The following is a 24,304-nucleotide window of genomic DNA, read 5'->3' as shown; positions in this document are numbered from 1 at the left end:
CGTGAAGCGCCTTCACCGGGCCGCGGCTCTCCACCGCGGCCTTCCGCAGTGCGCCACCACACGACGGTCGGCCCGATCACAGCCGGAAGCATGCGGCCGGCCGTTTCTAGTCGTCTTCGATTCCCGGCAGCACAGAGAAGGAGGTCAGGCGACGCAGTGAGCGGCGCGTGCCACGAACGTCGAGGTCACCGGTCACGGTGACCTGAAGACCGGTCTCGTGTGCCCGCACCGCCAGTCTGTAGTCGGACTCGTCCAGCTCGACGCGGAATCTTCGTGCGTTGGCTGTGTCGTCGCCGACACCCTGTACGACCACCTCGCCCTTTCCGGCCTTTCTCTCCCGGAAAAGGCGCACCACCAGTCCGGAAACCGTGACACCTACTCTCGGCTGTCTCGTTCGCAGGAACTCCGCGGCCTCTCCCAGGATTCTCTGCTCGCCGGGAGTGATTCTCAGTCGTGTGGGCTCATGGGATCCCGGTGCCAGCGGAGACTGCGAGAAACGGATCTGATACACCTCGTGATCCGGACCTCCCAAGGAGCTCAACGCCTCCAGTTCGGTCGCGTTGGGGGCGCTCTGCACCGGCTCTCCGAATGAGGCAAGCGGCCTTTCTCCATCGCCCACTTCTTTTGCGAGGCGCTGAGCTCTTCTCGCAGCGGCGAGCATTCTGCTCGTCACCCGGCGACCGAAGGGCAGAGGACGGATGTTCAGCAGGGGATCCTGACCGGCCGTCGATGCCACCGGGGCTTCCATATAGGCGTCTTCCAACGGAAGGGCCAAGGACAGGATGAAGCTTCCCGGCTGCGTGGAGATCCTGGCCTGAGCCGCATAGGACTCGACCCGCTGCGGACGCCGAGACGGCAGAACCAGGGAATCGACGTCCAGAGCCGTCGCCGAGGCGAGCACATAATTTCGCAATGCGGAGATCGCAGAATGTGCAACGGAGAGGGGCGCCTCCCCAGGCGGAGCATTGGGACTCAACCGTACGGAGACGTTGTCGGCGCCACCGAAGCTCATATCCGCCGAGATCTCCTGCGGGAGACGTCGCTCCACGTAGGCCAATGTCCGCAGAGCCTCGTGGATGCGATCCGCGTAATCGCGGACCTCCTGGCTCACCGGGAGGATGACCTGCATGCCCGCCTCCGAATCGGGTGATCCTGGACGCCACAGCGTGGTTCGGCCGTCGTCGTCGGCAAGGGTCCACCCGGCGCCTCGCAGGTAGCCGACGAATGAGGACAGTGAGGGAGCGGCAGGACTCCCGCCCTCAGGGGGACCACCCGCGTAGGTCACGACGCTTCCCATGCGTCCACGCTCGGTACGGGAGTGGACCTACGGACTCCGTAGGTGCTCAGCATCAGACGCAGACCACCGCGGTCCAGGGTATGGGCAGCAGGGAGGCGGATCGCCTGAGTCTTAGCGTTTTCGGAGGGGGGAAACCCCTCAAGTGAGATCCATGCTCCATGCCCCAGGAGAAGCGTTCCATCCGTGTGCAACCGCACGTTCTCACCGTCCTTCGATACGCCGATGACGGCAAGTATCCGCCGGATCACATGATCATTTCGTCTTAGCACGTCATAGGTATCGATGTCCAGGTCGTAACTGTAGTCACCGTTGTCCAGCCTGCGGAGATCGACCGTGGTCTTGACCTGCACCAGCACGGCCGGATTGTACGATCCCCGCTCGGCACCGCGATGGAAAAGCTGGACGTCGGCTTTCTGGAGATCCAGGGTCGCGGGTCGCCCATGGAGGAAACCACAGCCCGCGGCGACGACTTCAAGCCACGCCTCCCCGAAATCACCCTGCAGGTTGTTCTGCTCCCGCCCTCGCCCGGCGACCACCGACACCCCGATTCCCTGGACACCCCTGAAATCCTTCTGTACGAGGGTACGAAAAGGTCACATAGCGCTGGTCGGAAAAAAATATATCTTTCATAACGACACCCATGGCCACCCATGGAAACAGCGCAGAATTTTTCTGCATCTACCCCAAAGGTGACACCAGAGACACTAACCGATAAAAGTTGCTTTGTAGATGAAAGGGTGCACTCCAAACACTGTTCGGCGCTTTTGGAAGCGTCGGCCGTAAGGACCTCTCCATCGGGCGCTGGGCCCGGTACTCACAAGGACCCGGACAGGACTGGCGACCACTCATCGATCCAGCCGCCCTCCCGGTAGGCGGTGACGGCACCGGACGGTCCACCCCGTCCGCGAGCCTGCCGTTGTACCACTCTGGCCCGCCAGGTTCCCCGTTCGATCACGAAGAGCGGGTCATGCTTGCCGTCCTCACTACGGTGGCCCACCGCCTGCCCGGTACGGCTCAGCGGACCTGGCGGAAGAACTCCCGGACGTCACCCGTCAGCAGGTCCGGCGCCTGCAGCGCGGCGAAGTGGCCGCCGCGGTCGAACTCCGACCAGTGCACGACCCGGTGCTCCCGCTCGGCGAACGACCGGACGGTCGAGTCGCCCGGGAACACCGCCAGGCCGGTCGGCACCGGGCAGAACTCCACCTCCCGTCCCCACGACGCGGCGGCCTCCCGGTAGAGGCGGCCCGCGGACCCGGCGGTGCCGGTCAGCCAGGTCAATGTCACGTTGGTGAGGATGTCGTCGGTGTCCATCGCGCCGGCGCCGTGCCCGTAGTCGTCGAACCACTCGGTGTTCCAGGCGAGCAGGCCGACCGGCGAGTCGACGAGGGCGTAGGCGATCGTCTGCGGCCGGGTGGAGTGGATCTCCGCGTATCCGGACCGCTCCTCTCTCCACCGGCTGATCCCCGCCAGCCGCTTCTTCTCCGCCTCGTCCAGCTTCTCGGCCTCGGCGGGGTCGCGCGGGAAGGCCGTGAAGGAGTTCATGTGCAGCCCGGCGACGTGGCCGGCGTCGATCCTGGCCAGTTCGGGGGAGATCCGCGCGCCCCAGTCGCCGCCCTGGGCGCCGTAGCGTTCGTAGCCGAGGCGGCTCATCAGCTCCGCCCAGGCCCGCGCGATCCGCGGCACGTCCCACCCGGTCTCCGTCGTCGGCCCGGAGAACCCGTATCCGGGGAGAGACGGGATGACGAGGTGGAAGGCGTCCGCCGGGTCGCCGCCGTGCGCGCGGGGGTCGGCGAGCGGCCCGGCCACCTTCAGGAAATCGGCGCCCGAGCCCGGCCAGCCGTGCGTGAGGATCAGCGGGAACGCGTCCGGCTCCGGCGAGCGCACGTGCAGGAAGTGCACGTTCTGCCCGTCGATGGTCGTGGTGTACTGCGGGAACGCGTTCAGTCTCGCCTCGTGCCGTCGCCAGTCGTAGCCCGTCCTCCAGTACTCGGTCAGCTCTCGCAGCCGGCCGGACGGCACGCCGTACGACCAGCCCACGCCGGGCAGCTCGTCGGGCCAGCGGGTACGGCCGAGCCGGTCGCGCAGGTCGTCCAGGTCGGCTTGGGGGATGTCGATGCGGAAGGGACGGATCTCGCGGTCGTCGTTCATATCGGGAACGGTACGACCGATCGCGGAAGAACGGCTTCCGCGATCGGCCGGTCCGGTCACCAGCGCACCGGCAACTCGTGCGGGCCGAAGGCGACCATGCCGCTGCGCCAGCGCAGCTCCGCCGGGTCCGCGGCCAGGCGCAGGTCCGGGAACCGGCGCAGGAGCGCCGCAAGGCCGGCCCGCAACTCCACCCGGGCGAGCCCTGCGCCCAGGCAGAAGTGCGGCCCGTGACCGAAGGTGAGGTGGTCGTTGCGGGACCGCCCGAGGTCCAGGGCGGTCGCGCCGGAGAAGGCGCCCGGGTCCCGGTTGGCGGCGGCGGTCCAGGCCAGGACCATGGAGCCCGCCGGGACGCGTTCCCCGCCGACCTCCACGTCCTCGGTGGCGATCCGCGCGGTGCCGTGGACCGCCGGAGTCATGCGCAGCAGCTCCTCGACCGCGGCGGGCACGCCGCCGGGCTCGCGGCGCAGCCCGGCGTACCGCTCCGGGTCGCGCAGCAGCACGTACGCGCTGATCGCGAGCTGGTGGACGGTGGTCTCGAACCCCGCGCCGATGATCGTGCCCGCCACGCCCACCAGTTCGGCGTCCGTCAGCTCGTCCCGCCGGTCGGGGGCGGTGATGAGCGTGCTGAGCAGGTCGTCCCCCGGCTCCGCGCGCCTGGCGGCGCCCAGGTCGGTGAAGTAGCCGTGCAACCGCATGAGCGCGTCGAAACTCTCCTCCGCGGAGTGCGCCGTCAGCGAGAGCGCGGTCTCGATCCACTTCCGCAGCGCCGGCCGGTCCGCCTCGGGCACGCCGAACAGCCGGCAGATCACCGAGACCGGCAACGGCGCGCAGAACGCCTCGACCAGGTCGGTGGGCCCGCCCGCCGCCTCCATCCGGTCGAGCAGGTCCTCGGCGACCTCCTCGACCCCGGCCCGCATCGCCTCGACCCGCCGCGGCGTGAACGCCCGCGACACGGCCCGGCGCAGCCGTCCGTGCTCGGGGGGGTCGAGGTTGAGCAGGCTGTCCGGCAGGCCGATCGGCCGGTCGGAGTATCGCGGCGCCCCCGGGCGGAACATCCAGGCCCGGCTGAACACCGGGTCCGACAGCACCCTGACGACGTCGTCGTAGCGGGTCACGAGATAGCCCGTGTCCCCCGACGGCATGCGGACCCGGAACACCGGCTTCTCCGCGTCCAGTTCGGAGAGCAGCGCGGGCGGGTCGAGGGGGGACGGCCAGTCCAACGAGAAATCACGCATCATGGGACCTCCTGCCGTCATGATCCGCCCCCGTACGGCCGCCCGCCTCCCCCACGGGAGGGATCCGCCTCCCACCGTCTCACCATGACGATCTCCCGATGACAGGTTCCCGTGGCGATCTCCTCGTGCCGATCTCCTCGTGCCGGATGCGAGGCTCCCTCGGGGATCTCCTCCCGCCGGTCTCCGCCGCGCATGACCGTCGGCCCTCTCCTGTGACCGGTCCCACGAGCGGCCGGCCGCACCGCGCCGGACGGAATCGGGCGAGACGTATGCGCGAATCGTCAACACAGGGGCCCTCACCGATGGCATGATCACCCGAGCGGTTCCGTACCGGTCCGAGCTGGGATGCCCTGAAAGGTCCCAGGGGACCTGAGGAGCCGGGGAGTGACCGCACGAGCATGTGCCGGAGGCGGATGTCATGGACGCCGGAGGATACGAGCGGACCCGACGGGCCGCGCGAACCGATCATGCCGTACGGATCACACGGACCGGTCGCGCCGGACAGGGCGCGTGGTCCGAGCGCACCGGGCGGGCCGCGCGGACCGAGCGCGGCGCATGGGCCGCATGGGCCGAGCGCGCCGAGCGCGCCGGCCGTACCGGGCAGGGCTCGTGGTCCGGGGGCGCCGGGCGGGCCGCGCGGACCGGCCGCGGCGCCGGCGCCGGGGTGTGATCGGCGGTGGGGCTCGACGGAACACCGATCCCCGGCTGGGCCGGACCCTACGTCGGCTGGATGGTCGGACGGTACTGGCCCGAAGGCGACGAGGAACGGTGCTTCCGCCTCGCCGACGCCTGCATCGACGCCGCCCACCGGATCGTCGCGGGACCGGGAGCCGACCGCCGGATCACCCCGGACGACGGACCCGACCGCCAGATCGTCTCGGGCGACGGACCCGACCGCCGGATGACCCTCGGCACCGGGCCCGGCCGTCAGATCGACGCGGAGGCCGGAGCCGGTCCTGGAACCGCCGCCGGGAGCGGGTCCGGCCCCCTCCGGAGCGGCGGGAAGAGCGAACGGACGTGGGACGGCGCGGCCCACGCCGCCTTCGCCGAACACGTCGCCAGGGTGGTGGGCGGGCGTGAGGCCGAGCTGGTCACCCGGCTGGTCGGCACCGCCATAGCGATCAACGACGCCGGGGTGCGCGTCCGGAACACCAAGCACACGATCGAGGCCACCGTACGGCTCACGATCGCGCAGCTGGGCCATCTGCTGGCCGCCACCATGACCGGCGACGCCTCGACCCTGGCGCTCGCCTCCGCCCGGCTGCGGCTCGCCCGGCTGACCGTCGCGCACATCGGCGAGCGGACCCTGAACGACATCGCGCTGTCCACGGCCGTCACCGCCGACGCCGCCGGTGGACTCGTCAGCGCCGGGCAGGACCGCCGTGACGCCCTCGACGCGCGGCGCCCGGCGACGACCACGCTCGCCGAGCTGGCCGATCACGTCGCCGCCGCCGACGATGTGATCACCGAGGAGCGGTCGGGCGCGGAATGGTCCGCAGGCGATGCCGCCTCCGGCGTGCCGGACGCCGATGGCCGGTATCTCCTCCCGTTCCTCTACCCCGGTCTGATGTCCACCGGCCTCATGGGTGGCGGCCCGTACGGCGGGGCCGCGTCCCCGTCCCGCTCCCCCGCCGGCCGCCGCACCGCGCCCGCTTCTCCGTGGCCCGGCCTCGACTCCCCCACCGCTTCCGCCACCGACCGGTCCTCCTCCGCCGGCTGTTCCTCCGGGACCGCCTCCTCCTCCACTGGCCGTTCCTCTTTTTCTTCCGCCGGCCGTTCCGCGAGCACCTCTTCCTCCTCCGCCGCTCCCGTCCGCGACACCGCGCCGGGCCGCGCCCCCGCCTCGAGCGCGGCGCGCCCTCTCTTCGGCCTCGACCTCGACCTCATCCGCCGCAGCGTCTCCACCCCGGCCGTGCCGGCGGGGACCTCCAGGACCGGCCGCCCCCGCAGAGCGCCCCGGCCCGAACCCGAGGCACGGCGCCCGGCCGGAGCCGAACCCCGGCCTGTCGCGACCGGCGCCGAACCCCTGGCCAGAGCCGAGCCCGAGTCCATGGCCAGGACCGAGTCCGTAGCCGGGACCGAGTCCGGAACGGGAATCCGGAACGGACCGGTGGTCAGGTCGGGAACCGAGTCCGGACTCGGAGACGAGATCGGATCCCGGAGCGGGAGTGGGACCGGAGACGAGCCCGGAAACGGGACCGGGGACGGAACCTGGACCGCGGCCGAAGCCCGGGACACGGCCGAGGCACCGGCTTTCGACCCCTCCTACAACAAGGTCCACGAAGCCCTCGCCCCGGCGGCCGGGGGGATCGCCGTCCCCGGCTCCCCGGACGAGGACGCATCCGCGGAGCCGTCCCCGTCCGCACCCGGTTCCCCGCCGTCGAAACGGCTGCGCGTGCGGCGGAGGCGCCGCGGGTGATCCCGTTCAGTCTCCGCGGACCCGGAGGAAGGCGGGCGGCGAGCCCTTCCACTCCGGGAGGTCCAGGGAGTTGAGGGCCTCGACGATCTTCTTCTCCTCGTAGCGGAAGTGCGACTCCAAGATGGCGCTCAGGCCGTCCAGTTCGTCCCGTACGGCCCGCGCACCGGCCGTATCATCCGCGTCCTCCGTATCGGTCATGCCGGTCATTCCGGTACGCGGTGTGAGGCCGCCGAGCAGTTCCTCCACCCGCGACAGGATCCCGGTGACCATCAGGTGGTCGTGCTCCAGCTGCTCGATCACGGGGCGCAGTTCGGGGAACCGTTCGGCGAGGACGGGGAACGCGCCGCCGTCCTCACCGGTGTGGTGCCTGGTCAGCGCGGAGCAGAAGGTCATGCAGTGCGCCCACAGCGTGCGCGGGCGTTCGCCGCCGTCGAGGTGGGAGTCGAGATCCTCGCGGATCCGGTCGAGCTCCTCGCGGAGCTGAAGGTGGACTTCGACGAGCTGGTTGCCGAACGCCGCGAGGCGGTCACCCGGCTGGTCGGATGCGGTCATGGATGTCGTCCCATGATTCGGCGCCTCCATGCCCACGGCGGTCTCTTCACCGGGTGCACTGCGACGCTGAGCCGAGATTCCACCATCCCGGCGGCGCATCGTCAACCGCCGCCCGGAGGGGACGACTCCTCGAAGACGGCGACGGCGGCGACGTCGCGGGAACGCCGGGGAAGAACCTCCGCGGCCCCGGAACCGTCGCGCCCCTCCGGTACGGTCTTGCCTTCCGGACGAAGGAGGCCGTATGGCACGCAGGATCGACCTGACGATGGACTGCTCGGATGCGGGCAGGCTGGGCGGGTTCTGGAAGCTGGCGCTGGGATACGAGGACGAGCCGCCGCCCGCGCCGTTCACGACCAGGGACGAGTGGGTGAAGCACTTCGACCCCTCCGACACCGCGGAGGGCGGGGCCTGGCTGCACGATCCGGCCGGGGTCGGCCCCCGCCTGGTGTTCCTGGAGGTTCCCGAGCCGAAGACGGCCAAGAACCGGCTGCACATCGACGTCCGGGTGGCCGGGACGGGCGGTCCCGAGGAGCGGTGGGCCAGGGTCGTCGAGGAGGTCGAACGGCTGACGGCGGCCGGCGGCACGGCGCTGCACGAGTTCCCCGGCCATCACGTGATCATGGCCGATCCCGAGGGCAATGAGTTCTGTGTCTGCTGAGCGGCCCGGCGGACGGAACCCGGGGATCGGGCGGGTGCGGGGGATCAGACGGCGAACAGCAGGGCGGCGTTGATCAGGACGACCACGGCGGTGGCGAAGTGGATGCCGAAGGCGACCGCCTTCGTGCCGCCGTTGCGCAGGACGATGAGGGTGTCCGTAAGGGGCAACAGCGCGACGACGAGCATGTACCAGGCTTCGGCGCGGGCGCCCACGAAGATCAGCAGCGCGAGGCCGAGGATGCCGTAGACGAAGTCGCGCTGGCCCTTGATGGTCAGGTAGACGGCGTCCCCGTTCTCCTTGGCGGGGACGCCGTAGCCGGCGGCGGAGGGCCGGGGGGACAGCAGGAACCGCGCGCCGATGAAGATGATGAACAGGTTGAGCACGACGGCGAGCCCGTAGGCGATGGGGGCGAGCATTGCCCCTCCTTTTTATCTAGCACCGCTAGGAACAAGAGTGAAGCTAGCATAGCTTCGACAGTTCCGCTAGCGGCGCTAGAATGAGGACCATGTCGATCCAGACGCGCCGGGAGCGCGAACGAGCGGAGCGGGAGCGGCTGATCATCCGGGCCGCCCGGGAGCTGGCCGAGTCGGAGGGCTGGGACGCGGTGACCACGCGCCGCCTCGCCCAGGAGATCGAGTACAGCCAGCCGGTCCTCTACAGCCACTTCAAGGGGAAGGGCGCCATCATGGCGGCGGTCGCGATCGAGGGCTGCGCCGACCTCGCCGCCGAGCTCCGCACGGCCCGTACGGCGGCGGCCGGCCCCCGGCAGGCCCTCGCCGCCGTTGGCGCCGTGTACACCGGATTCGCCGAACGGCGGCCCGCGCTGTACGACGTGATGTTCACGCACGCCGTGGATCTGCCGTTCGCCACCGACGAGGCCCCGCCCGCCCTGAAGGAGGCCTTCGGCGAGCTGCGCGAGGCCGTACGGCCTCTGCTGCGGGAGGACGAGACGGAAGCCGACCTGGAGACGCTCACCGAGGTCTTCTGGGGTGGGCTGCACGGCCTCGTCACGCTCATGCGCGACGGCAGGTTCCGGAGCGAGCACCACGACCTCCGGATGGCGCTCCTGCTCGACCGCTTCTCCCGCTGACCCGCCCGCACCCGCCACACCGACGCCGATCTCGCCGCCGATCCGCCCACGCCCGCCGTACCGGCGCCGGCCCCGCCGGCCTGCTCGCGCCCATCGCACCGGCGCCGGCCTCCCGCCGATCCGTTTCCGACCGCCCGCCGTACCGGCCCCGATGGTCAGGGGTTGTGGAAGGTCAGCTCGGGGGTGGCAGGGGTCGGCCCGTCGAGCAGCGGCTGGGCCTTCCCGCGCAGGTGCCGGTCGAAGAATGCGCCCACGTAGGAGGTGGTGATCTCCGCCGACCGGTCGCCGGGCAGCGGCGCCTCGGGGTCGGTCACCCCGAGCTGCCGGCCCAGGACCGGGATGTCGATGAAGGAGAAGTGGCCGGTGTCCTTCACGGTCAGCCAGCGCTTCCAGCCGTCGAGACGTGCCCAGTCGCGGGACCAGGAGACGTCCTCGGAGCCGGGTGAGTGCCCGGCGGCGGTGCCGAGCATCATGAAGGGCCGGCCTCCGAGCCCGGAGCCGGGGACGGGCGCGAAGAACGTGCCGTCCATGTTCACCCCGGCGCGGACCCGCCGGTCGCCCGCCATGAGGCTCGCCGCGGCGTTGCCCCCGATGGAGTGGCCCACCGCCCCGATCCGCCTCGTGTCGATCATCCCCGACCGCTTCCATGCGGGCCGGTGGCCCGCCGTACGGTCGCCCGCCGTCGCCGCCTGAGCCGTCGTGGACGCCTGAGCCGCTGTGGACGTCTGAGCCGCCGCGGACGCGCGGCGGCCGGTCAGCGCGTCCAGGACGAAGGAGAGGTCGGTCGCCCTGCCGGTCGCGACCCTGGCCATCATCCCCTTCTCGGCCCCGTCCGCCGGCGCGCCCTCGACGGTCTCGCAGGCCACGCAGGTGAGGGTCCGGCCGTCCGGGAAGGTCGTGCCGAACGACTCGTAGGCGTGGTCGACGAGCGCGACGACGTAGCCGCGCGAGGCCAGGTCCTCGGAGAGCACGGTGAGCGTGGCGCGGTTCAGCGAGAAGCCCGGCGAGACCAGCACCAGCGGGTGCCTGCCCCCGGCGGGGCGGGCACCGGTCCGCGCGTTCGTCCGGGTCCCGGCGAGCACCTCGGGCGCGAGCAGTTTGTCCCGCCCCTGGGCCTTCAGCAGCAGCCGGGCTTCCTCGGTCGTCATGTACGGCGCCGCAGCGCCGTCCCCGGCGGTCCTGGCCGGGTAGTACACCGACACCATGAGCCGCCGCGCGCCCGCCGACGGCACCCACGGGTCGGTGCGGGTGTCGTCCACGAGGTGCAGGACGTCCCGGCCGACCGCGTACGGGCCGCTGGGCGCGGGAAGCCGCAGCTCCACGGCGGCGGCCGGCGCGGCACCCGATGACGACGCGGCGTCGGACGGCGAAGCGGCGACGGCGGTGAGGGCGGCGGCGGCCGACAGGGAGAGCGTCAGGGCGGCGGCGCGGCGCACGGGCATGACCACGGGAACTCCGTTCTACGGGGTGAAAGGGAGAGCCCCTCGGGGGGACGGGATCGAAGGTAGAAGCCGGGACCACCCCGCCACATCGGCCGATCGGCAGGCCCCCTTCCCCCACCTTCGTCAGGGGTGCGGCCCGGCCTCCCCGGCGACGGCGGCCGTGCGCGGGCCACGATGAGGCTTGCCATAGATTATCCGTACGGATAAATTTATTCGCATGGATAAGAAATCGACATGGACCCCCGTCCGGGCGATCTTCGTCGCCGTCCTCGTCATCTCGGTCGCGACGCTCGGTGTGTCCGCCGTCGTCGGCGGCAACTGGGTGGTGTGGCTGCGCGGGGCGGCCGTGGCCGCGGCGTCCGTCTGGCTCGTCGCCCTGACCGGGCAGGCCGAACGCGGGAGGAGATCCGCGTACGTGCGCATCCGCTTCGTCAGCGTCGCCGCGCCCATCGGGATCCTGCTCATCCTGCTCGCACCCGACAGCGGCTATCCGGTGTGGATGAAGGCGGAGCAAGGAGTGGTCGGCGTCCTGGTCGCCGCCGTCGCGCTCATCGTCAACCGGCGCTCCGTGCGTGAGGCGTACCCCAAGGGTGGCAAGCTCGGGTGACATGAGAAGCCCCGGGACTCGTCAGGCGGCCACCGAGGCGCGCAGAGCCCAGATCGCCTCGGCCGCGATCGCCGTGCTCGCCGAGCGCGGCTACGCGGAGACCACGTTCGAAGCCATCTGCGAGCACGCCGGGCTCAGCAGCAAGAGACTGATCACCTACCACTTCTCCAGCAAGGACCGGCTGCTGGAGGCCGTCGTCCAGCAGGTCGTCGCCGATGCCGCGGCCTTCATGCGCCCGGCGCTGGAGGCGGCGCGCGGGGCCCGCGCCCAGCTGGAGGCGTTCATCAGGTCGAACATCGCCTTCGTCGCCCGCCACCCGGGGCACGTGCGCGCGGTGCAGCAGATCGCCTTCAACCAGGCCCCCGTCGGGGGCGGGGAGCGGGACGCCGCGACAGCCAGGCTGACGGCGCTGTTCGCGGACGGGCAGCGTACGGGGGCCTTCCGGGCGTTCGACTGCACCGTGATGGGGGCGGCCCTTCGCGCGTCCATCGACACGATGGCCGAGCGGGTCGTCGACGGCCTCGATCCCGGCCTCTGCGCGGACGAGCTCGTCGAGCTGTTCGACCGGGCGACCCGTGCGCCTGAAGGCTAGGGGCCGGGGATGTCACTCTGCTACCGTTTTCCGTATGCAGCGTGCCGCCATGACGACGACGCCGGAGAGTGTCCCGGCGCGCTGACAGATGTCTTGATCCGAAGCCCCGGGGCGAATGCCCCGGGGCTTCTCGGTCTTCGCGGTCACTCGCCTCCCGGGACCGCATCCACGAGGAGACCGCCATGCACGACCACCGCAGACTCGGCCGCGAGCTCGGCCTGTTCGACACCGACCCGCTGATCGGCGCGGGCCTGCCGTACTGGCTGCCGGACGGCGCCGCCGTACGGCACGCGCTGGAGGAGTACATCCGCGAGGCCGAACGGAGAGCCGGCTACCGGCACGTGTACTCGCCGGTGCTGGGCAAACGGGAGCTGTACGAGATCTCCGGGCACTGGTCGCACTACAGCGACGACATGTTCCCGCCCATGGACCTGGGCGGTGAGCGGTTCGTCCTGCGGCCGAGCCTGTGCCCGCACCACGCGCTGATCTTCCGTTCCCGTTCGCGCAGCCACCGCGAGCTGCCTCTGCGCATGGCCGAGCTGGGCGGCATGTACCGCTCGGAGCTGTCGGGCGTGCTCGGCGGGCTGACCCGCGTCCGGGCCATCCAGCTCAACGACGCGCACATCTTCTGCACCCTGGAGCAGGTCGCCGACGAGGCGGGGACCGCGCTGGAGATGATCCGCCGGGCGCACCGGGCGATGGGGATCGTCCCGGCCCGCTACCGGCTCTCCCTGCCCGGCCCCGGCGGGAAGTACGTCGCCGCCCCCGAGCTGTGGCGGCGCTCCACCGAGCTGCTGACCGAGGTCCTCGACCGCTCCGGTCTGCCGTACGAGGCGGCCGAGGGCGAGGCCGCGTTCTACGGTCCCAAGATCGACGTCCAGGTCGCCGACGCCGCCGGCCGCGAGTCCACCCTGTCCACCGTCCAGGTCGACTTCCACCAGCCCGAACGGTTCGGCCTGCACTACGTCGGCGCGGACGGCGCCAGGCACCGGCCGGTGATGGTCCACCGCAGCATCATCGGCAGCGTGGAACGCGCCGTGGCGCACCTCATCGAGCACCACGGCGGCGCCTTCCCCGCCTGGCTCGCCCCCGTCCAGGTGGTGGTCCTCCCGGTGTCCGACGCCGAACTGCCGGACGCCGCCGCGCTCGCCGGCCGCTGCACCGGGCTCGGGCTGCGGGCCGAGGTCGCCGGGCCGGAGCACGGCAGCCTGGGCGCCCGCGTACGGCAGGCCCGCCTGGCGCCCTACCACGTCGTCATCGGCGCCCGGGAGGCAGCCGCCGGCCAGGTCGCCCTGCGGCTGCGGGACGGACGACGGCTGGAGGGCCTGCCGGCCGCCGAGGCGCTGGCCCGCATCCACGCCCTCGTCGAGTCCCACGGCACCGCCCTGTGGGACACCGACACCGACACCGGCACCGGCACCGAGGCCGGGGCCGGGGTGGCGGGTGCGGGCGGGCGGGCCGGTCTGACCGCGGGCTGAGCCGTACGGAGACCGTACGGAAGACGCCCCCGTGGATCGCCGGGCCGCTCCCGGGGGTCAGGTGACGGCGAGGCTGCGCTCGACCGCCTTGACCACCAGCTCGTCCACTTCCTCGGGGGCGAACGGCTCCGGGAGCGTCAGCGTCTCCACGATCAGCCGGTTGAGCGCCGGCATGAGGAGCCTGACCGAGTTCGCGTCGCCCGGCAGGCCCCGCTTCAGGCGGTAGGAGACGTTCGCGTCCATGTCCGCGCGCACCCTCCCGGTGAGTGGGTTCGACCCCACGCTCTTCACCCCCGTCGGGCGGGAGTCGTTCGGCAACGGGGCGCAGGTGACCTGGTTCCAGCGCGCCGCGCACTGACCCGCTATGAGATTCCGGCGCCCCGCAGCAGCGTGTCGACGACCACGTCGGCGGCCTGCGCGGCGCTCAGTTCGGGCAGATTCTCCGCGGCGTGCAGCATCAGCGACGGCAGGACCGCGGCCAACCAGCCGGGCGGCAGGTCGGATCGCAGGAGGCCCTCATCGGTGGCACGCCGCAGGAAGCGGTCGACTTCGTCGATCAGCCGCCTGCGACGCTCGCGGAGCGTCTCCTCCGCGAGCAGCCGACTCGTTTCCACGGGCCATCTGCGGTTGACCGCGATGACTCCCTCGACGTACCGGTGCAACGCGACGGCGACGGGGGCCTCCCGCAGCCTGGCGGCGTCGACGACCTCCTCGACCGCGTCGTACCGCGCCTGGTACACGGCGGCCAGCAGTTCCTCGCGGGATGCGAAACGCCGGTAGACCGTACGGCGATCGACTCCCGCCCCGGCGGCGATGGCGGCCATGCTCACCGAGGGGTCGTCGGCCAGCAGACGGGCACCCGTGCTCAGGACGCGCTCCAGGTTGCGTGTCGCGTCTACTCTCATTTCCACAACCTACCCGCGGTGTGGCACATGACTTTCCTTATGCCTCTTCATGATGAAGAATATAGATTTAACTGTCACATAACTGACGCACATCATGAAGACATGTCATCGTCCGTCGTGACGGCGCCGAGCGCGGGAGAGTCGTGGAATCGCTCATCCAGACGATGGTGGACCGGAATGACGAGCGGGAGCGGCTGTCCGCGTTCGTGACGGCCGCCGAGGGGCGGGCCCTCGTTCTCAGGGGCGAGACCGGGGTCGGCAAGAGCGCCCTGCTCGACCATGTGGCCGGCCTCGCGACCCCCGGACACGAGGTGATCCGCGCCGCGGGGGTCGAGGCGGAGTCGGAGTTGCCCCATGCCGGCCTGCACCAGCTCCTCCACCCGCTCCTGCCCCGCCTGCCCGGACTCGGCGAGGGGCGTCGCGCCGTCTTCGACGTGGCCTTCGGCCTGTGCGAGGGGAGGACGCCGTCGGTCATGTCGCTCGGCATCGCCGTACTCGACCTGCTGGCCCTGGCGACGGAGGAAAGACCGTTACTACTGTTGCTCGACGACGGCCAGTGGCTGGACGCCTCCAGCATCGAGGTGTGCGGGTTCGTGGGACGCCGGCTCACCGGCGTCCCGGTGAAGATGCTGATCGCGGTACGGTCCGATGTCGGTTCGCGGTTCGACACGGCCGCGCTTCCCGAGCTCCCGGTGGCGGCCCTTTCCGGCGAGGCCGCCGAACGGCTGCTGGACGCGCGCCACCCGCGGCTCGACCCACGAACCCGGCGCGTCGTCCTGAACCAGTCCATGGGCAATCCGCTCGCCCTCCTCGAGCTCCCCTCCCACCTGGGCGGCGACCACGCGCGCCGTACGGCCGGGGAGCCGCCGGGGGCCGGCGGTCTCCTGCCGTCCCGCCGGCTCCAGCACGTCTACGGCGTGCGCATCGAACGGCTCGGCGCCACCGTACGCGAGGAGCTGCTGCGGGGCGCCCTCGACGGCGCCGGGGCGGGACCGGGCGGAAACCGCCCGGCCGGCGCGCGGTACCGCATGCGCGGCACCGACGAGGCGGTCGCGGCCGGCCTGCTGGACACCGACCCCCTCACCGGCGAGGTCGTCTTCCGGCACCCGCTGGTCCGTTCGACCGTCGTGGGGCTCGCGACCCCCGACCAGCGCCGCGCGGCGCACGCGCACCTCGCGCGGGTGCACCGCGACGACGTCGAGCGGCGCGCCTACCATCTGGCGGCCTCGCAGGTGGACCCCGACGAGGAGGTGGCCGCCGCGTTGGAGGCGGCGGCCGGCTCCGCGACCCGGCGGGGCGGCGCGGTGACGGCCGTGGCCTGGCTGACCCGTGCGGCCGAGCTGAGCGAGAACCCCGCCGATCGGTCCAGGCGGCTCGGTGACGCCGCGTTCATCGCCGGACACGCCGCGCTCCTGGACCAGGCGCGGGAACTCCTCCGTGCGGACCCCGCGCCGGGCGGGGCCGACTCCCCCGCCACGGTCGTCACCTCGGCGTACGCGGCCCTCTACGAGGACGGCGACGTACGGTGGGCGCACCGCCGGGTCGCGGCGGCGATCGAGGACCTGCGTCAGGCCCCGCATGGGAGCCCGCGCGCGGACCCCCGTGACGGCCGCGGGTCCGCCGAGACGCTCGCCCGGCTGGTGAACCTGCTCCTGGCCATCAGCCAGTACGCGAGCGACGCCACGCTGTGGGACCGTACCGGGCGGTTACTGGACTCCCTGGGAGACCGCGTCGATCCGCGTTCGGCGATCTACCGCGACGCGTGGAGCGACGTGGTCCGGTACGGCACGGGCGTGCACGAGCGCGTCGAGCGGGCGTTCACCGACGTGCAGGGCCTGGAGCCGTGGGACGTCTCACGCCTGGCGGTCGCCGCCTACCACGTCGACACGCTGAGCCGATACCGCCCTCACCTGCGGCGTGCCGTAGACCGCGAGGTGGAGACCGGTGCCGTGGCGAACGGCATGACCATGCTGCACCTGATCATGCTCGATCAGCTGGCCGTCGGCGAGTGGGACGAGGCCGAACGCACGGGACAGCGGGCGCTGGAGCTGACCACCTCCTGCGGGTACGCGCTGTTCGCCCACCATACGCGCGCGTACCTGGGGCTCCTCTCGGCACTGCGCGGCCGGGTGGAACGCGCACGGGAGCTGCAGGCCGTCACGGACGCCTGGGCCAGACCGCGCGGAGTCGGGTTCCTGACGCAGATCGCGGACGCCGTCGGCACGGCGGCGGCGCTGAGCGAGGGAGACTACGAGGCCGCCTACCTCCATGCCATCGGCATCACGCCGCCGGGATCGTTCGAGCGCTACGCGCACCAGGCCTCGCGCACACTGCTCGACCTGGTCGAGGCGGCGGTGCGCACGGGTCGTCTGGAGCAGGCCCGCCGGCACGCCCTGGCCGCGCTCGACGCGGGTCTGCCCGGCGTCTCGCCCCGGCTGGCGCTGATCACCTATGGCGCCCTGGCCATGACGACCGCCGACGAGAAGGAGGCGGAGGACATGTACGGCAGGGCCGAGGCCGACCCGGCGGGCGCCGGGTTCCCTTTCGAGCTGGCCCGTATCCGCCTCGCCCACGGCGTGCGGCGCCGGCACACCCGGGGGCCCGGGGCGGCCCGGCCCCTCCTGGCTCGCGCCGCCGAGACCTTCGAACGGCTCGGCGCCGCGGGCTGGGCCGGGCGGGCCCGAGCCGAACTGCGGGCCTCGGGGGTACCCGCCGGCTCCGCGTCGCCGCACCCGACCGCTCTGACCTGGCAGGAACGCCGGATCGCCGACCTCGCCGCCGCCGGGCTGACGAACAAGGAGATCGGCGAACGGATGCACCTGTCGCCGCGCACCGTCGGCTCCCATCTCTACCGGATCTTCCCCAAGCTCGGCGTCACCTCCCGCGCCGCCCTGCGCGACGCCCTGGGCAGGCTCGGGGACGCGCTCTGAGAACGGAGGCGGAGGGCGGGCCGGGTGCGGCCACCGCACGGTGGCCGCACCGGCCCGGCCGGTCACCAGTTCCTGACGGACCCACCGAAGTTGTATCTGATGGTCGAGTACTTCACCGCGTAGTGGACGTACTTCTCGGCGCCGCCCCCGTAGGCGTAACGCTCCAGCCCGACGTGCGTTCCGTGCATCTCGGCGCTGCCGTCGCTGATGAGGGAGTAGACGGGAGACCCGGAGTCGCCGGACCAGGTCATCTGCTCTCCGTTCGCCCGCTCGTACGCCAGCAGGTTCTGGGTGCACCCGCCGTGGTTCGCGAAGCAGACGGTCGCGCTCGTGTTGGTGATCTTCGCGAAGCAGCGCTCGTCACCGGTGACGCCGCCGGAGACGCAGATGCCGCTGCCCCCGTCGGGGGTGTTGTAGCCGAGTCCCGGGTCCCACGCCCATGAGACCTTCCTGGTGGTGGTCGGGCTGGTCCAGATCCGGTCGCCGTAGTTCTCGGCGCAGCAGTCGAGCTTCAGCACGTCGTCCCGGGGATAGTCGACCCGGTAGACGGCCGTGCCGTACTCGTAGCCGCCCGAGAGCCAGTTCGCGCCGATCCACCCGCAGTGCCCGGCGGTCGTCGAGTACGTGGCGTCGCTCCCCGGGTCGGCGTCCATCGAGAACCCGCTGGAGCAGACGGAGCCGTCACTGGCGTAGATCCTCGCCCCGCCGAAATGCCACGGGCCCCGATCCTGAACCCTTCCCACGCCCTCCATGAGGCGGAGGGAGGCGGCGGGCGAGTAGTGGCCCACGTCCTCCTTGACGACGGTGCCGGGGGCCGTACGCAGAACGAGCCTGCCCGCCGTCCTCCTCAGCTCCGCGGCGAGGGCGTCGGGCAGGTCTCCGGTGACCACGGTCGCGTCCTCGGCCGCGTCGAACCGGAAACTGATCCCGTACCGCGGATGCTCGGCGTGGAAGGCCATGAGCCTGTCCGCCGTGGCCTTGATGTCGGCCGCGGTGAGGGTGCTGCGCTTCACGGTGATCGGCGCGCTCGGCGCGTCCAGCCCGCTCGGCGTGTCCGGCGCGTTCGAGGCGTCCGGCGTGTTCGGCGCCTTCACGGCCGGTGCGTTCGGCGTGCCGCCGGAGGACGTGCGCCTCGCCTCGGCGGCGGTCCTGACCTCGGTCAGCTCGCGGGCCGAAGCCGTCCGCGGCACGACCGCCGTGACATGCCCGGCGCTGTCGGCGGACATCCCGATGATGCCGTGCTCCTTCGCCCAGCGCTCCCTGCTCTCCGCGCGGGTCTCCATCTCCTTCTGCGAGGCCAGGGCGGTCTCCATCTTCTTCCTGGCCTGGGCCGCGCCCGGATCGGGGGTAGCCGTGACGGTCCGGTTCGCTCCCGCCGGAGCGGGGTCGGCGGAGGCGGCGCCGCCGAGGGCGCTCGACGTCATCACCGCGCCGAACGTCACCGTCGTGACGGCCAGCAGGCGCACCCGCGAAGGCAGGGCCATCGGCCGGAAACGGTGCGAAGAACGCCCGCGTTCCTCGCCGATGCCGGAGCGAACCTTCTTGGTCGTTGGAAACAACTCGATCCTCTCCCGGGTCGAGGAGGGCCCGGTTCTCTCCCCGGGCACCCCGTTCTGACGTCTCCGACGATGAGGCTCCGAAGGTCTGGTGGCTTGAGTCATCTGACTGCACGCCGCCGACTGAACCCCGCCGCGCACCGCTCCGCCCGGACGGCTCGGCTCCGGCGGGCGGGACGGATTGACCTCAAGTCAGGTTGAGGCGGCACCGTGGTCCGCATGAACGCGGAGCACATCGACGAGCACACCCATGAGACCGAGATCGAGGCGATCAGGCGGGTGGTCGCCGCCGTCCAGCACTCCCAGCGGAACATGCTCCCCGGGGAGTTCGCCGACCTCTTCCGGCACGACGCCGTCTGGACGACGGCCCACGGCAGACGGCTCTTCGGCCGCGACGAGATCTCGGAGTTCACCCACAAGGTGCTCCCCGGCGCGATGACGGACGTCACGCCCACGTACGAGGTGGAGCACGTGCTGTTCATCCGGCCCGACGTCGCCGCGGTCAAAATACGCCAGCGCTACCTCACGCCCGGCGGCGAACCGGTCGGGAACGCGGGCAGCCCGATGTACGTCATGTCCAAGGAGGACGGCCGCTGGCTCCTGACCGCCTGCCAGAACACCGAGGTCCTCGACACGTGACGACTCGCCCGGACGGTCACTCCGCGGCCCGGAACGCCCGGCGGCAGGCGCCCGGCGTCGTGCCCAGGGCGTTGAGGAAGCGCCTGCGGAGGTTCGTCGCCGAGGAGAGACCCGCGCGTCGGGCGACGGCGTCCAGCGGCAGGAAGGCCGGACCGCCTGCGGTTCGCGGCACCGGCGCCGGACACCGCACCGCGACACCGGCCCCTACGGGCGGGCCTCCTCGTACTCGGGGAGCGCCGCCGGGACGGCCCCGTCCACCGGGCGCATCGTCAGGACCAGTACGGCCAGCCCGGCGAAGAGGACCGCGGCGATGACGCCGACGACGTGCAGGCTCGCGGTGAACGCCTCCCGCGCGGCGGCCAGCAGCTCCGCGCCCCGCCCGGCCGGAAGGCGTCCGGCGGCCACGAGCGCGGCGGCCAGCGAGTCGGACGTGCCGCCCATCCGGCCGCGGTAGACCACCGCGGCCACCACGCCGAGCAGCGCGAACCCGAGCGAGCCGCCGAGGTAGTTGCCGGTCTCCGACATCGACGCCGCCGAACCGGCGCGCTCCGGCGGCACGGACCCGAGGACCAGCCCGGTGCCCAGCGCGAACAGCGGTCCGGCGCCGAGTGCCAGCACAGTGATGCCGGTCATCGCCAGCGGCAGGGCGTACGGACCGCCGACCACGGCCAGCAGCAGACCGCCCAGCGCCGACACCGCCAGCCCGCCCGCGATCGCGGTCGCCGGCCTCATCCACCGGACCAGCATCGGCGCGGTCATGGTGCCGGCCGCCACGCCCAGGCCCATCGGCGCGAACAACACCGCCGACGCGAACGGCGAGAAGCCCAGCACACCCTGCAGGTACTGGGTCACCATCAGGCCCGTGCCGGCCATGGCGACACCGGCGAGGACCAGCCCGACGATCACGGCCGTGAACGGGCGGTTGCGGAACAGCCGCAGGTCCAGCAGCGGCGTCGCGAGGCGCAGCTGCCGCCGTACGAACACGGCCCCGACGGCCGCGCCGGCGACGAGGACCACCGCCGGCACGACCGACACGCCCTCGACGGTCAGCTGCTTGACCCCGTAGACCATCGCGAGCACCGCCACGAGCGACAGTCCGGCGCTCACGAGATCGAGCCGCCCGGCCCGGTCGTCACGGAACTCCGGCAGCAGGAACGGCCCGGCGAACAGCAGCATCGCCATCGCCGGCACGGCGATCAGGAACACCGATCCCCACCAGAAGCGCTGGAGCAGGAACCCGGCGAGCACGGGCCCGAGAGCGCCGCCGGTGAACTGGCAGGTCGCCCAGATCGCGATGGCCTTCCCGCGCCGCCGCTCATCACGGAACATATCGGTGATCAGGGCGAGCGTGGACGGAGCCAGGGTCGCCCCGGCGACGCCCAACAGCGCCCGTACGACGATCAGCGTCAGCGGGCCGGTCGCGAAGGCCGCCACGACCGACAGCGTCGCGAACGCCGCCGCGCCGACCAGCAGCAGCCGCCGCCGTCCGATCCGGTCGCCGAGCGTGCCCATCGTGATGACCAGCCCGGCGACCATGAACCCGTAGCCGTCGCTGATCCACAGCTGCTGGACGTTCGTGGCCCCCAGGTCGGCGCTCAGCCGCGGGAGCGCGAGAAGCAGCGCCGTCGTGTCCACCGCGACGAGCAGCGTCGGCAGTGTGAGGAGCGCCAGCCCCAGCCATGTCCGGTCGACTCTCATATCGAAAACCCCTGTCCTCTCGACGTCTCGCCGCCTGGTCGGAGCGGCGGGGGGTTTCTTGACATCCGTACGGCAGGCGGTTTCCGGCACCGCCGGCAGGCGGTTTCCGGCACCGCCGGCGCGGGGCGGCGAAAATCTTCTGAGAAAGTTCCGGTGGGGATGTCAAGACGACGGCGACGGCTCCGACCGACCGGCGAAGGACCCGGACGGGCCCGTGAACCACGAGGAGTGCCAGATGAAGTTCCTGATCAGCATGCACATCAACCCGGCCGTGCTGGACGCGCTGACCGACGAGGAGAAGGCCGCGATCGGCGAAGGCCACGGGAGGTTCATGGAGATGCTGAAGGAGTCCGGTGAGCTGATCACCACGCAGGCGCTCGTCGACCCGTCGCAGGCCGCCGTCGTGTCCGTGCGCAACGGCCAGCCGGTGGTGACCGACGGCCCCTTCCTGGAGGCGAAGGAGTACCTCGGCGGCTTCTACTTCGTCGACTGCGAGAGCAAGGAGCGGGCGATCGAGCTGGCGGCGCAGATCCCGGACGCCGCGATCGAGGGCCTGGGGGTCGAGGTGCGCCAGGTGATGTTCGCCGATGGACAATCGGAGATGTGACGTCGCCATCCACCGAGGACCCGCTGCCCATCGAGGACCTGCTGCGTGAACTCACGCCGCAGGTCCTCGGCGCTCTGATCCGCCGGCACGGCCGGTTCGAGGAGTGCGAGGACGCCGTGCAGGAGGCCCTCCTCGCCGCCACGGTGCAGTGGCCGGCCGAGGGGGTGCCGGACAATCCGCGCGGCTGGCTGGTGACCGTCGCGTCCCGGCGGCTCATCGACCAGATCCGCAGCGAGCACGCCCGCCGCGAGCGGGAGACGGCGACGGCCGCCGCCGAGGTGGTCCCGGAGGACGTGCCGGACACCGACGACACGCTCGTCCTGCTGTTCCTGTGCTGCCACCCGACGCTGACCCCGGCCTCCCAGACCGCCCTGACGCTGCGGGCGGTCGGCGGCCTGACCACCGCCGAGATCGCCCGCGCGTTCCTGGTGCCGGAGGCCACGATGGCGGCCAGGATCAGCCGGGCCAAGCAGCGCATCAGGGCCGCGGGCGCCTCGTTCGGCCCGCCGGGCGGCTCCGGCGTCGCCTCCGGCTCAGGTCCGGGCGGCTCGGATTCCGGCACCGGCACCGGCACCGCCTCCGGCGTTGGCTCCGGCTCCGGCTCAGGCCCGGACGGCTCCGGTTTCGGCCTGCCGGCCGGTCCGGAGCGTGAGGAACGGCTCCGCGTCGTCCTGCACGTGCTCTACCTGATCTTCAACGAGGGCTACACCGCCTCCTCGGGCAGCGAGCTGCACCGCGCCGACCTCGCGCACGAGGCGATCCGGCTGACCAGGATGGTGCACGCGCAGCTCCCCGGCGACGGCGAGGTGACCGGGCTGCTCGCGCTGATGCTGCTGACCCACGCCCGCCGTACGGCGCGCACGACCGCGACCGGCGACCTGGTGCCGCTGGACGAGCAGGACCGTACGCGCTGGGACCGCGGGATGATCGACGAGGGCCTCGATCTGGTCAAGGCGTCGCTGGCCGGCCCGGAGCTGGGGCCGTACCGACTGCAGGCCGCCATCGCCGCCACGCACGCCGCCGCGGTCACGGCCGCGGAGACCGACTGGCGGCAGGTCCACGCGCTCTACCTGATCCTGGAACGGATCGCGCCCAACCCGATGGTCACCCTCAACCGCGCGATCGCGCTCGCCGAGGTCGAGGGCCCGGCGGCCGGGCTGGACCTGCTGGCCGCCCTGGACGGCGACGAGCGGATGGCCGGGCACCACCGGCTGCTGTCCGTACGGGCTCACCTGCTGGAGAAGACCGGTGACGCGGCCGGGGCGTACGAGCACTACCGGCGCGCGGCGAAGGCCACCGCCAGCATCGCCGAACAACGCCACCTGGAGTCCCGCGCCGCCCGCCTGCGACCGTAGCCCCGAACGTTCCTCTTCCGATCGACCTCCCGCCTCGGCCATGGCGGGTCCGGTACGGCGGGCGGGAGCGGCTGACCTCATCGAGTGACCGGGCAGTTGGGCTGACGGTACGGCTCGCCGGGGATGTATCGCCGCCACTCTTCGGGGGCGAACGGCCGAACCGCGATACCGCACGCGGCCCGCAGGAGGCTCTGAAGGTCGTACGGTATCCCGACGTTCCAGATCCGCACCGTGCCATCGGCGCCGGCGGAGGCCAGACGTTCACCGTCCGGGCTGAACGCCACCGAGCGCACCGAGCCGGTGTGGCCGGTGAAAGGGGCACCGATCCGCCTGCCGGTGGCCACGTCCCAGACCCGAACCGCCCCGTCGTCTCCGGCGGAGGCCAGACGTTCACCGTTCGGACTGAACGCCACCGAGCGCACCGAGCCGGTGTGGCCGGTGAAAGGGGCACCGATCCGCCTGCCGGTGGCCGCGTCCCAGACCCGAACCGTGCCATCGACTCCGGCGGAGGCCAGGCGTTCACCGTTCGGACTGAACGCCACTGAGCGCACCGGGCCGGTGTGGCCTGCGAGAGGAGCGCCGATCTGCCTGCCGGTGGCCGCGTCCCAGATCCGCACCGTCCTGTCGGCTCCGGCGGAAGCCAGACGTTCACCATCCCAGCTGAACACCACCGAGTACACCGGGCCGGTGTGGCCGGTGAAAGGGGCGCCGACCTTCTTGCCGGTGGCCACGTCCCAGATCCGCACCGTCCCGTCGTCTCCGGCGGAAGCCAGACGTTCACGACCCGGACCGAACACCACCGAGTTCACCCAGCCGGTGTGGCCGGTGAAAGGGGCGCCGATCTGCCTGTGGGTGACCGCGTCCCAGACCCGCACCGTGTCCTCGACTCCGACGGAAGCCAGACGTTCACCGTCCGGACCGAACACCACCGAGTACACCAAGCTGGTGTGGCCGGTGAAGGGGACACCGATCTGCCTGTGGGTGACCGCGTCCCAGACCCGCACCGTGCCATCGGCGCCGGCGGAAGCCAGGCGTTCACCGTCCGGCCTGAACGCCACCGAGTACACCGGGCCGGTATCGCCGGTGAAAGGGGCAC

The 24,304-nt window shown here is 71.9% G+C and carries 23 protein-coding genes; 10 read left to right on the top strand and 13 right to left on the bottom strand.

Annotated elements, in window-relative coordinates:
* Positions 1-106 precede the first annotated feature (106 nt).
* From ACZ6W9_RS25005 to ACZ6W9_RS24990, 4 genes are all read right to left on the bottom strand, one after another.
* Positions 107-1,129 (bottom strand): hypothetical protein, encoded by a 1,023-nt coding sequence (locus tag ACZ6W9_RS25005; protein ID WP_389957372.1) that lies wholly within the window; start codon positions 1,127-1,129, stop codon positions 107-109.
* A gap of 152 nt (positions 1,130-1,281) precedes the next feature.
* Positions 1,282-1,839: a DUF4365 domain-containing protein gene (locus tag ACZ6W9_RS25000; protein ID WP_389957375.1), complete on the bottom strand. Its 558-nt coding sequence runs from the start codon at positions 1,837-1,839 to the stop codon at positions 1,282-1,284.
* Between the two features lie 472 nt (positions 1,840-2,311).
* Positions 2,312-3,445 carry an epoxide hydrolase family protein gene (locus tag ACZ6W9_RS24995; protein ID WP_470119895.1) on the bottom strand — a complete coding sequence of 378 codons (1,134 nt, stop codon included), beginning with the start codon at positions 3,443-3,445 and terminating at the stop codon, positions 2,312-2,314.
* Between the two features lie 56 nt (positions 3,446-3,501).
* Entirely contained in the window at positions 3,502-4,683 is a 1,182-nt protein-coding gene (locus ACZ6W9_RS24990; RefSeq protein ID WP_470119894.1) for a cytochrome P450, read from the bottom strand.
* 673 nt (positions 4,684-5,356) lie between these two features.
* Here ACZ6W9_RS24990 and ACZ6W9_RS24985 point away from each other — a divergent pair.
* Entirely contained in the window at positions 5,357-7,099 is a 1,743-nt protein-coding gene (locus ACZ6W9_RS24985) for a hypothetical protein (protein WP_470119892.1), read from the top strand.
* 6 nt (positions 7,100-7,105) lie between these two features.
* On the opposite strand, the gene ACZ6W9_RS24980 is transcribed toward ACZ6W9_RS24985, so the two are convergent.
* On the bottom strand, positions 7,106-7,651 hold the full coding sequence (locus ACZ6W9_RS24980; protein WP_389957386.1) for a hemerythrin domain-containing protein: 546 nt from the start codon (positions 7,649-7,651) through the stop codon (positions 7,106-7,108).
* 241 nt (positions 7,652-7,892) lie between these two features.
* On the opposite strand from ACZ6W9_RS24980, the gene ACZ6W9_RS24975 reads away from it, so the two are divergent.
* Positions 7,893-8,309: a VOC family protein gene (locus ACZ6W9_RS24975; protein ID WP_389957389.1), complete on the top strand. Its 417-nt coding sequence runs from the start codon at positions 7,893-7,895 to the stop codon at positions 8,307-8,309.
* Between the two features lie 44 nt (positions 8,310-8,353).
* Here ACZ6W9_RS24975 and ACZ6W9_RS24970 read toward each other — a convergent pair whose 3' ends face one another.
* The gene (locus ACZ6W9_RS24970; protein WP_389957392.1) at positions 8,354-8,725 is read right to left on the bottom strand and encodes a DUF4267 domain-containing protein; all 372 of its coding nucleotides are present in this window, start codon (positions 8,723-8,725) and stop codon (positions 8,354-8,356) included.
* A gap of 89 nt (positions 8,726-8,814) precedes the next feature.
* On the opposite strand from ACZ6W9_RS24970, the gene ACZ6W9_RS24965 reads away from it, so the two are divergent.
* Positions 8,815-9,399 (top strand): TetR/AcrR family transcriptional regulator, encoded by a 585-nt coding sequence (locus ACZ6W9_RS24965; protein WP_389957395.1) that lies wholly within the window; start codon positions 8,815-8,817, stop codon positions 9,397-9,399.
* Between the two features lie 155 nt (positions 9,400-9,554).
* Here the strand turns inward: ACZ6W9_RS24965 and ACZ6W9_RS24960 are convergent, their stop codons facing one another.
* Positions 9,555-10,841, bottom strand: a complete 1,287-nt coding sequence (locus tag ACZ6W9_RS24960) for an alpha/beta hydrolase family protein (RefSeq protein ID WP_470119983.1) — start codon at positions 10,839-10,841, stop codon at positions 9,555-9,557.
* Between the two features lie 217 nt (positions 10,842-11,058).
* On the opposite strand from ACZ6W9_RS24960, the gene ACZ6W9_RS24955 reads away from it, so the two are divergent.
* From ACZ6W9_RS24955 to thrS, 3 genes are all read left to right on the top strand, one after another.
* Positions 11,059-11,448 (top strand): hypothetical protein, encoded by a 390-nt coding sequence (locus tag ACZ6W9_RS24955; protein ID WP_389957398.1) that lies wholly within the window; start codon positions 11,059-11,061, stop codon positions 11,446-11,448.
* Position 11,449: 1 nt separating this feature from the next.
* On the top strand, positions 11,450-12,040 hold the full coding sequence (locus ACZ6W9_RS24950; protein WP_389957401.1) for a TetR/AcrR family transcriptional regulator: 591 nt from the start codon (positions 11,450-11,452) through the stop codon (positions 12,038-12,040).
* 68 nt (positions 12,041-12,108) lie between these two features.
* On the top strand, positions 12,109-13,518 hold the full coding sequence (thrS, locus tag ACZ6W9_RS24945; RefSeq protein WP_470119888.1) for a threonine--tRNA ligase: 1,410 nt from the start codon (positions 12,109-12,111) through the stop codon (positions 13,516-13,518).
* Positions 13,519-13,575: 57 nt separating this feature from the next.
* Here the strand turns inward: thrS and ACZ6W9_RS24940 are convergent, their stop codons facing one another.
* Positions 13,576-13,761 carry a hypothetical protein gene (locus tag ACZ6W9_RS24940; protein ID WP_389957407.1) on the bottom strand — a complete coding sequence of 62 codons (186 nt, stop codon included), beginning with the start codon at positions 13,759-13,761 and terminating at the stop codon, positions 13,576-13,578.
* Positions 13,762-13,880: 119 nt separating this feature from the next.
* The gene (locus ACZ6W9_RS24935; RefSeq protein ID WP_470119886.1) at positions 13,881-14,423 is read right to left on the bottom strand and encodes a TetR/AcrR family transcriptional regulator; all 543 of its coding nucleotides are present in this window, start codon (positions 14,421-14,423) and stop codon (positions 13,881-13,883) included.
* Between the two features lie 143 nt (positions 14,424-14,566).
* Between ACZ6W9_RS24935 and ACZ6W9_RS24930 the strand changes: the two genes are divergently transcribed.
* Positions 14,567-17,353, top strand: coding sequence for a helix-turn-helix transcriptional regulator (locus ACZ6W9_RS24930; protein WP_470119884.1), 2,787 nt, complete (start codon positions 14,567-14,569; stop codon positions 17,351-17,353).
* 62 nt (positions 17,354-17,415) lie between these two features.
* On the opposite strand, the gene ACZ6W9_RS24925 is transcribed toward ACZ6W9_RS24930, so the two are convergent.
* Positions 17,416-18,837, bottom strand: a complete 1,422-nt coding sequence (locus ACZ6W9_RS24925) for a hypothetical protein (protein WP_389957416.1) — start codon at positions 18,835-18,837, stop codon at positions 17,416-17,418.
* A 291-nt stretch (positions 18,838-19,128) separates the two neighbouring features.
* Here ACZ6W9_RS24925 and ACZ6W9_RS24920 point away from each other — a divergent pair, with 291 nt between their 5' ends.
* A complete protein-coding gene (locus tag ACZ6W9_RS24920) occupies positions 19,129-19,548 on the top strand; it encodes an SgcJ/EcaC family oxidoreductase (protein ID WP_470119882.1) in 420 nt (139 codons plus the stop codon).
* A 16-nt stretch (positions 19,549-19,564) separates the two neighbouring features.
* Here ACZ6W9_RS24920 and ACZ6W9_RS24915 read toward each other — a convergent pair whose 3' ends face one another.
* Complete coding sequence (locus tag ACZ6W9_RS24915) at positions 19,565-19,720, bottom strand: hypothetical protein (RefSeq protein ID WP_389957422.1); 156 nt, start codon at positions 19,718-19,720, stop codon at positions 19,565-19,567.
* A 32-nt stretch (positions 19,721-19,752) separates the two neighbouring features.
* Positions 19,753-21,246: an MFS transporter gene (locus ACZ6W9_RS24910; RefSeq protein ID WP_470119880.1), complete on the bottom strand. Its 1,494-nt coding sequence runs from the start codon at positions 21,244-21,246 to the stop codon at positions 19,753-19,755.
* A 235-nt stretch (positions 21,247-21,481) separates the two neighbouring features.
* Between ACZ6W9_RS24910 and ACZ6W9_RS24905 the strand changes: the two genes are divergently transcribed.
* Together ACZ6W9_RS24905 and ACZ6W9_RS24900 are read left to right on the top strand one after the other, a co-directional pair.
* On the top strand, positions 21,482-21,853 hold the full coding sequence (locus ACZ6W9_RS24905; protein WP_389957427.1) for a YciI family protein: 372 nt from the start codon (positions 21,482-21,484) through the stop codon (positions 21,851-21,853).
* Positions 21,850-23,208, top strand: a complete 1,359-nt coding sequence (locus ACZ6W9_RS24900; protein ID WP_470119878.1) for an RNA polymerase sigma factor — start codon at positions 21,850-21,852, stop codon at positions 23,206-23,208. The genes ACZ6W9_RS24905 and ACZ6W9_RS24900 overlap by 4 nt, the downstream gene beginning before the upstream one ends.
* 77 nt (positions 23,209-23,285) lie before the next feature.
* On the opposite strand, the gene ACZ6W9_RS24895 is transcribed toward ACZ6W9_RS24900, so the two are convergent.
* Positions 23,286-24,304: WD40 repeat domain-containing protein (locus tag ACZ6W9_RS24895; RefSeq protein WP_470119876.1), on the bottom strand; the 1,019-nt coding region annotated here is incomplete at its 5' end.

The organism is Streptosporangium sp. NPDC053982, assembly GCF_055585205.1.
This window is presented reverse-complemented; position numbering and strand designations above follow the sequence as displayed.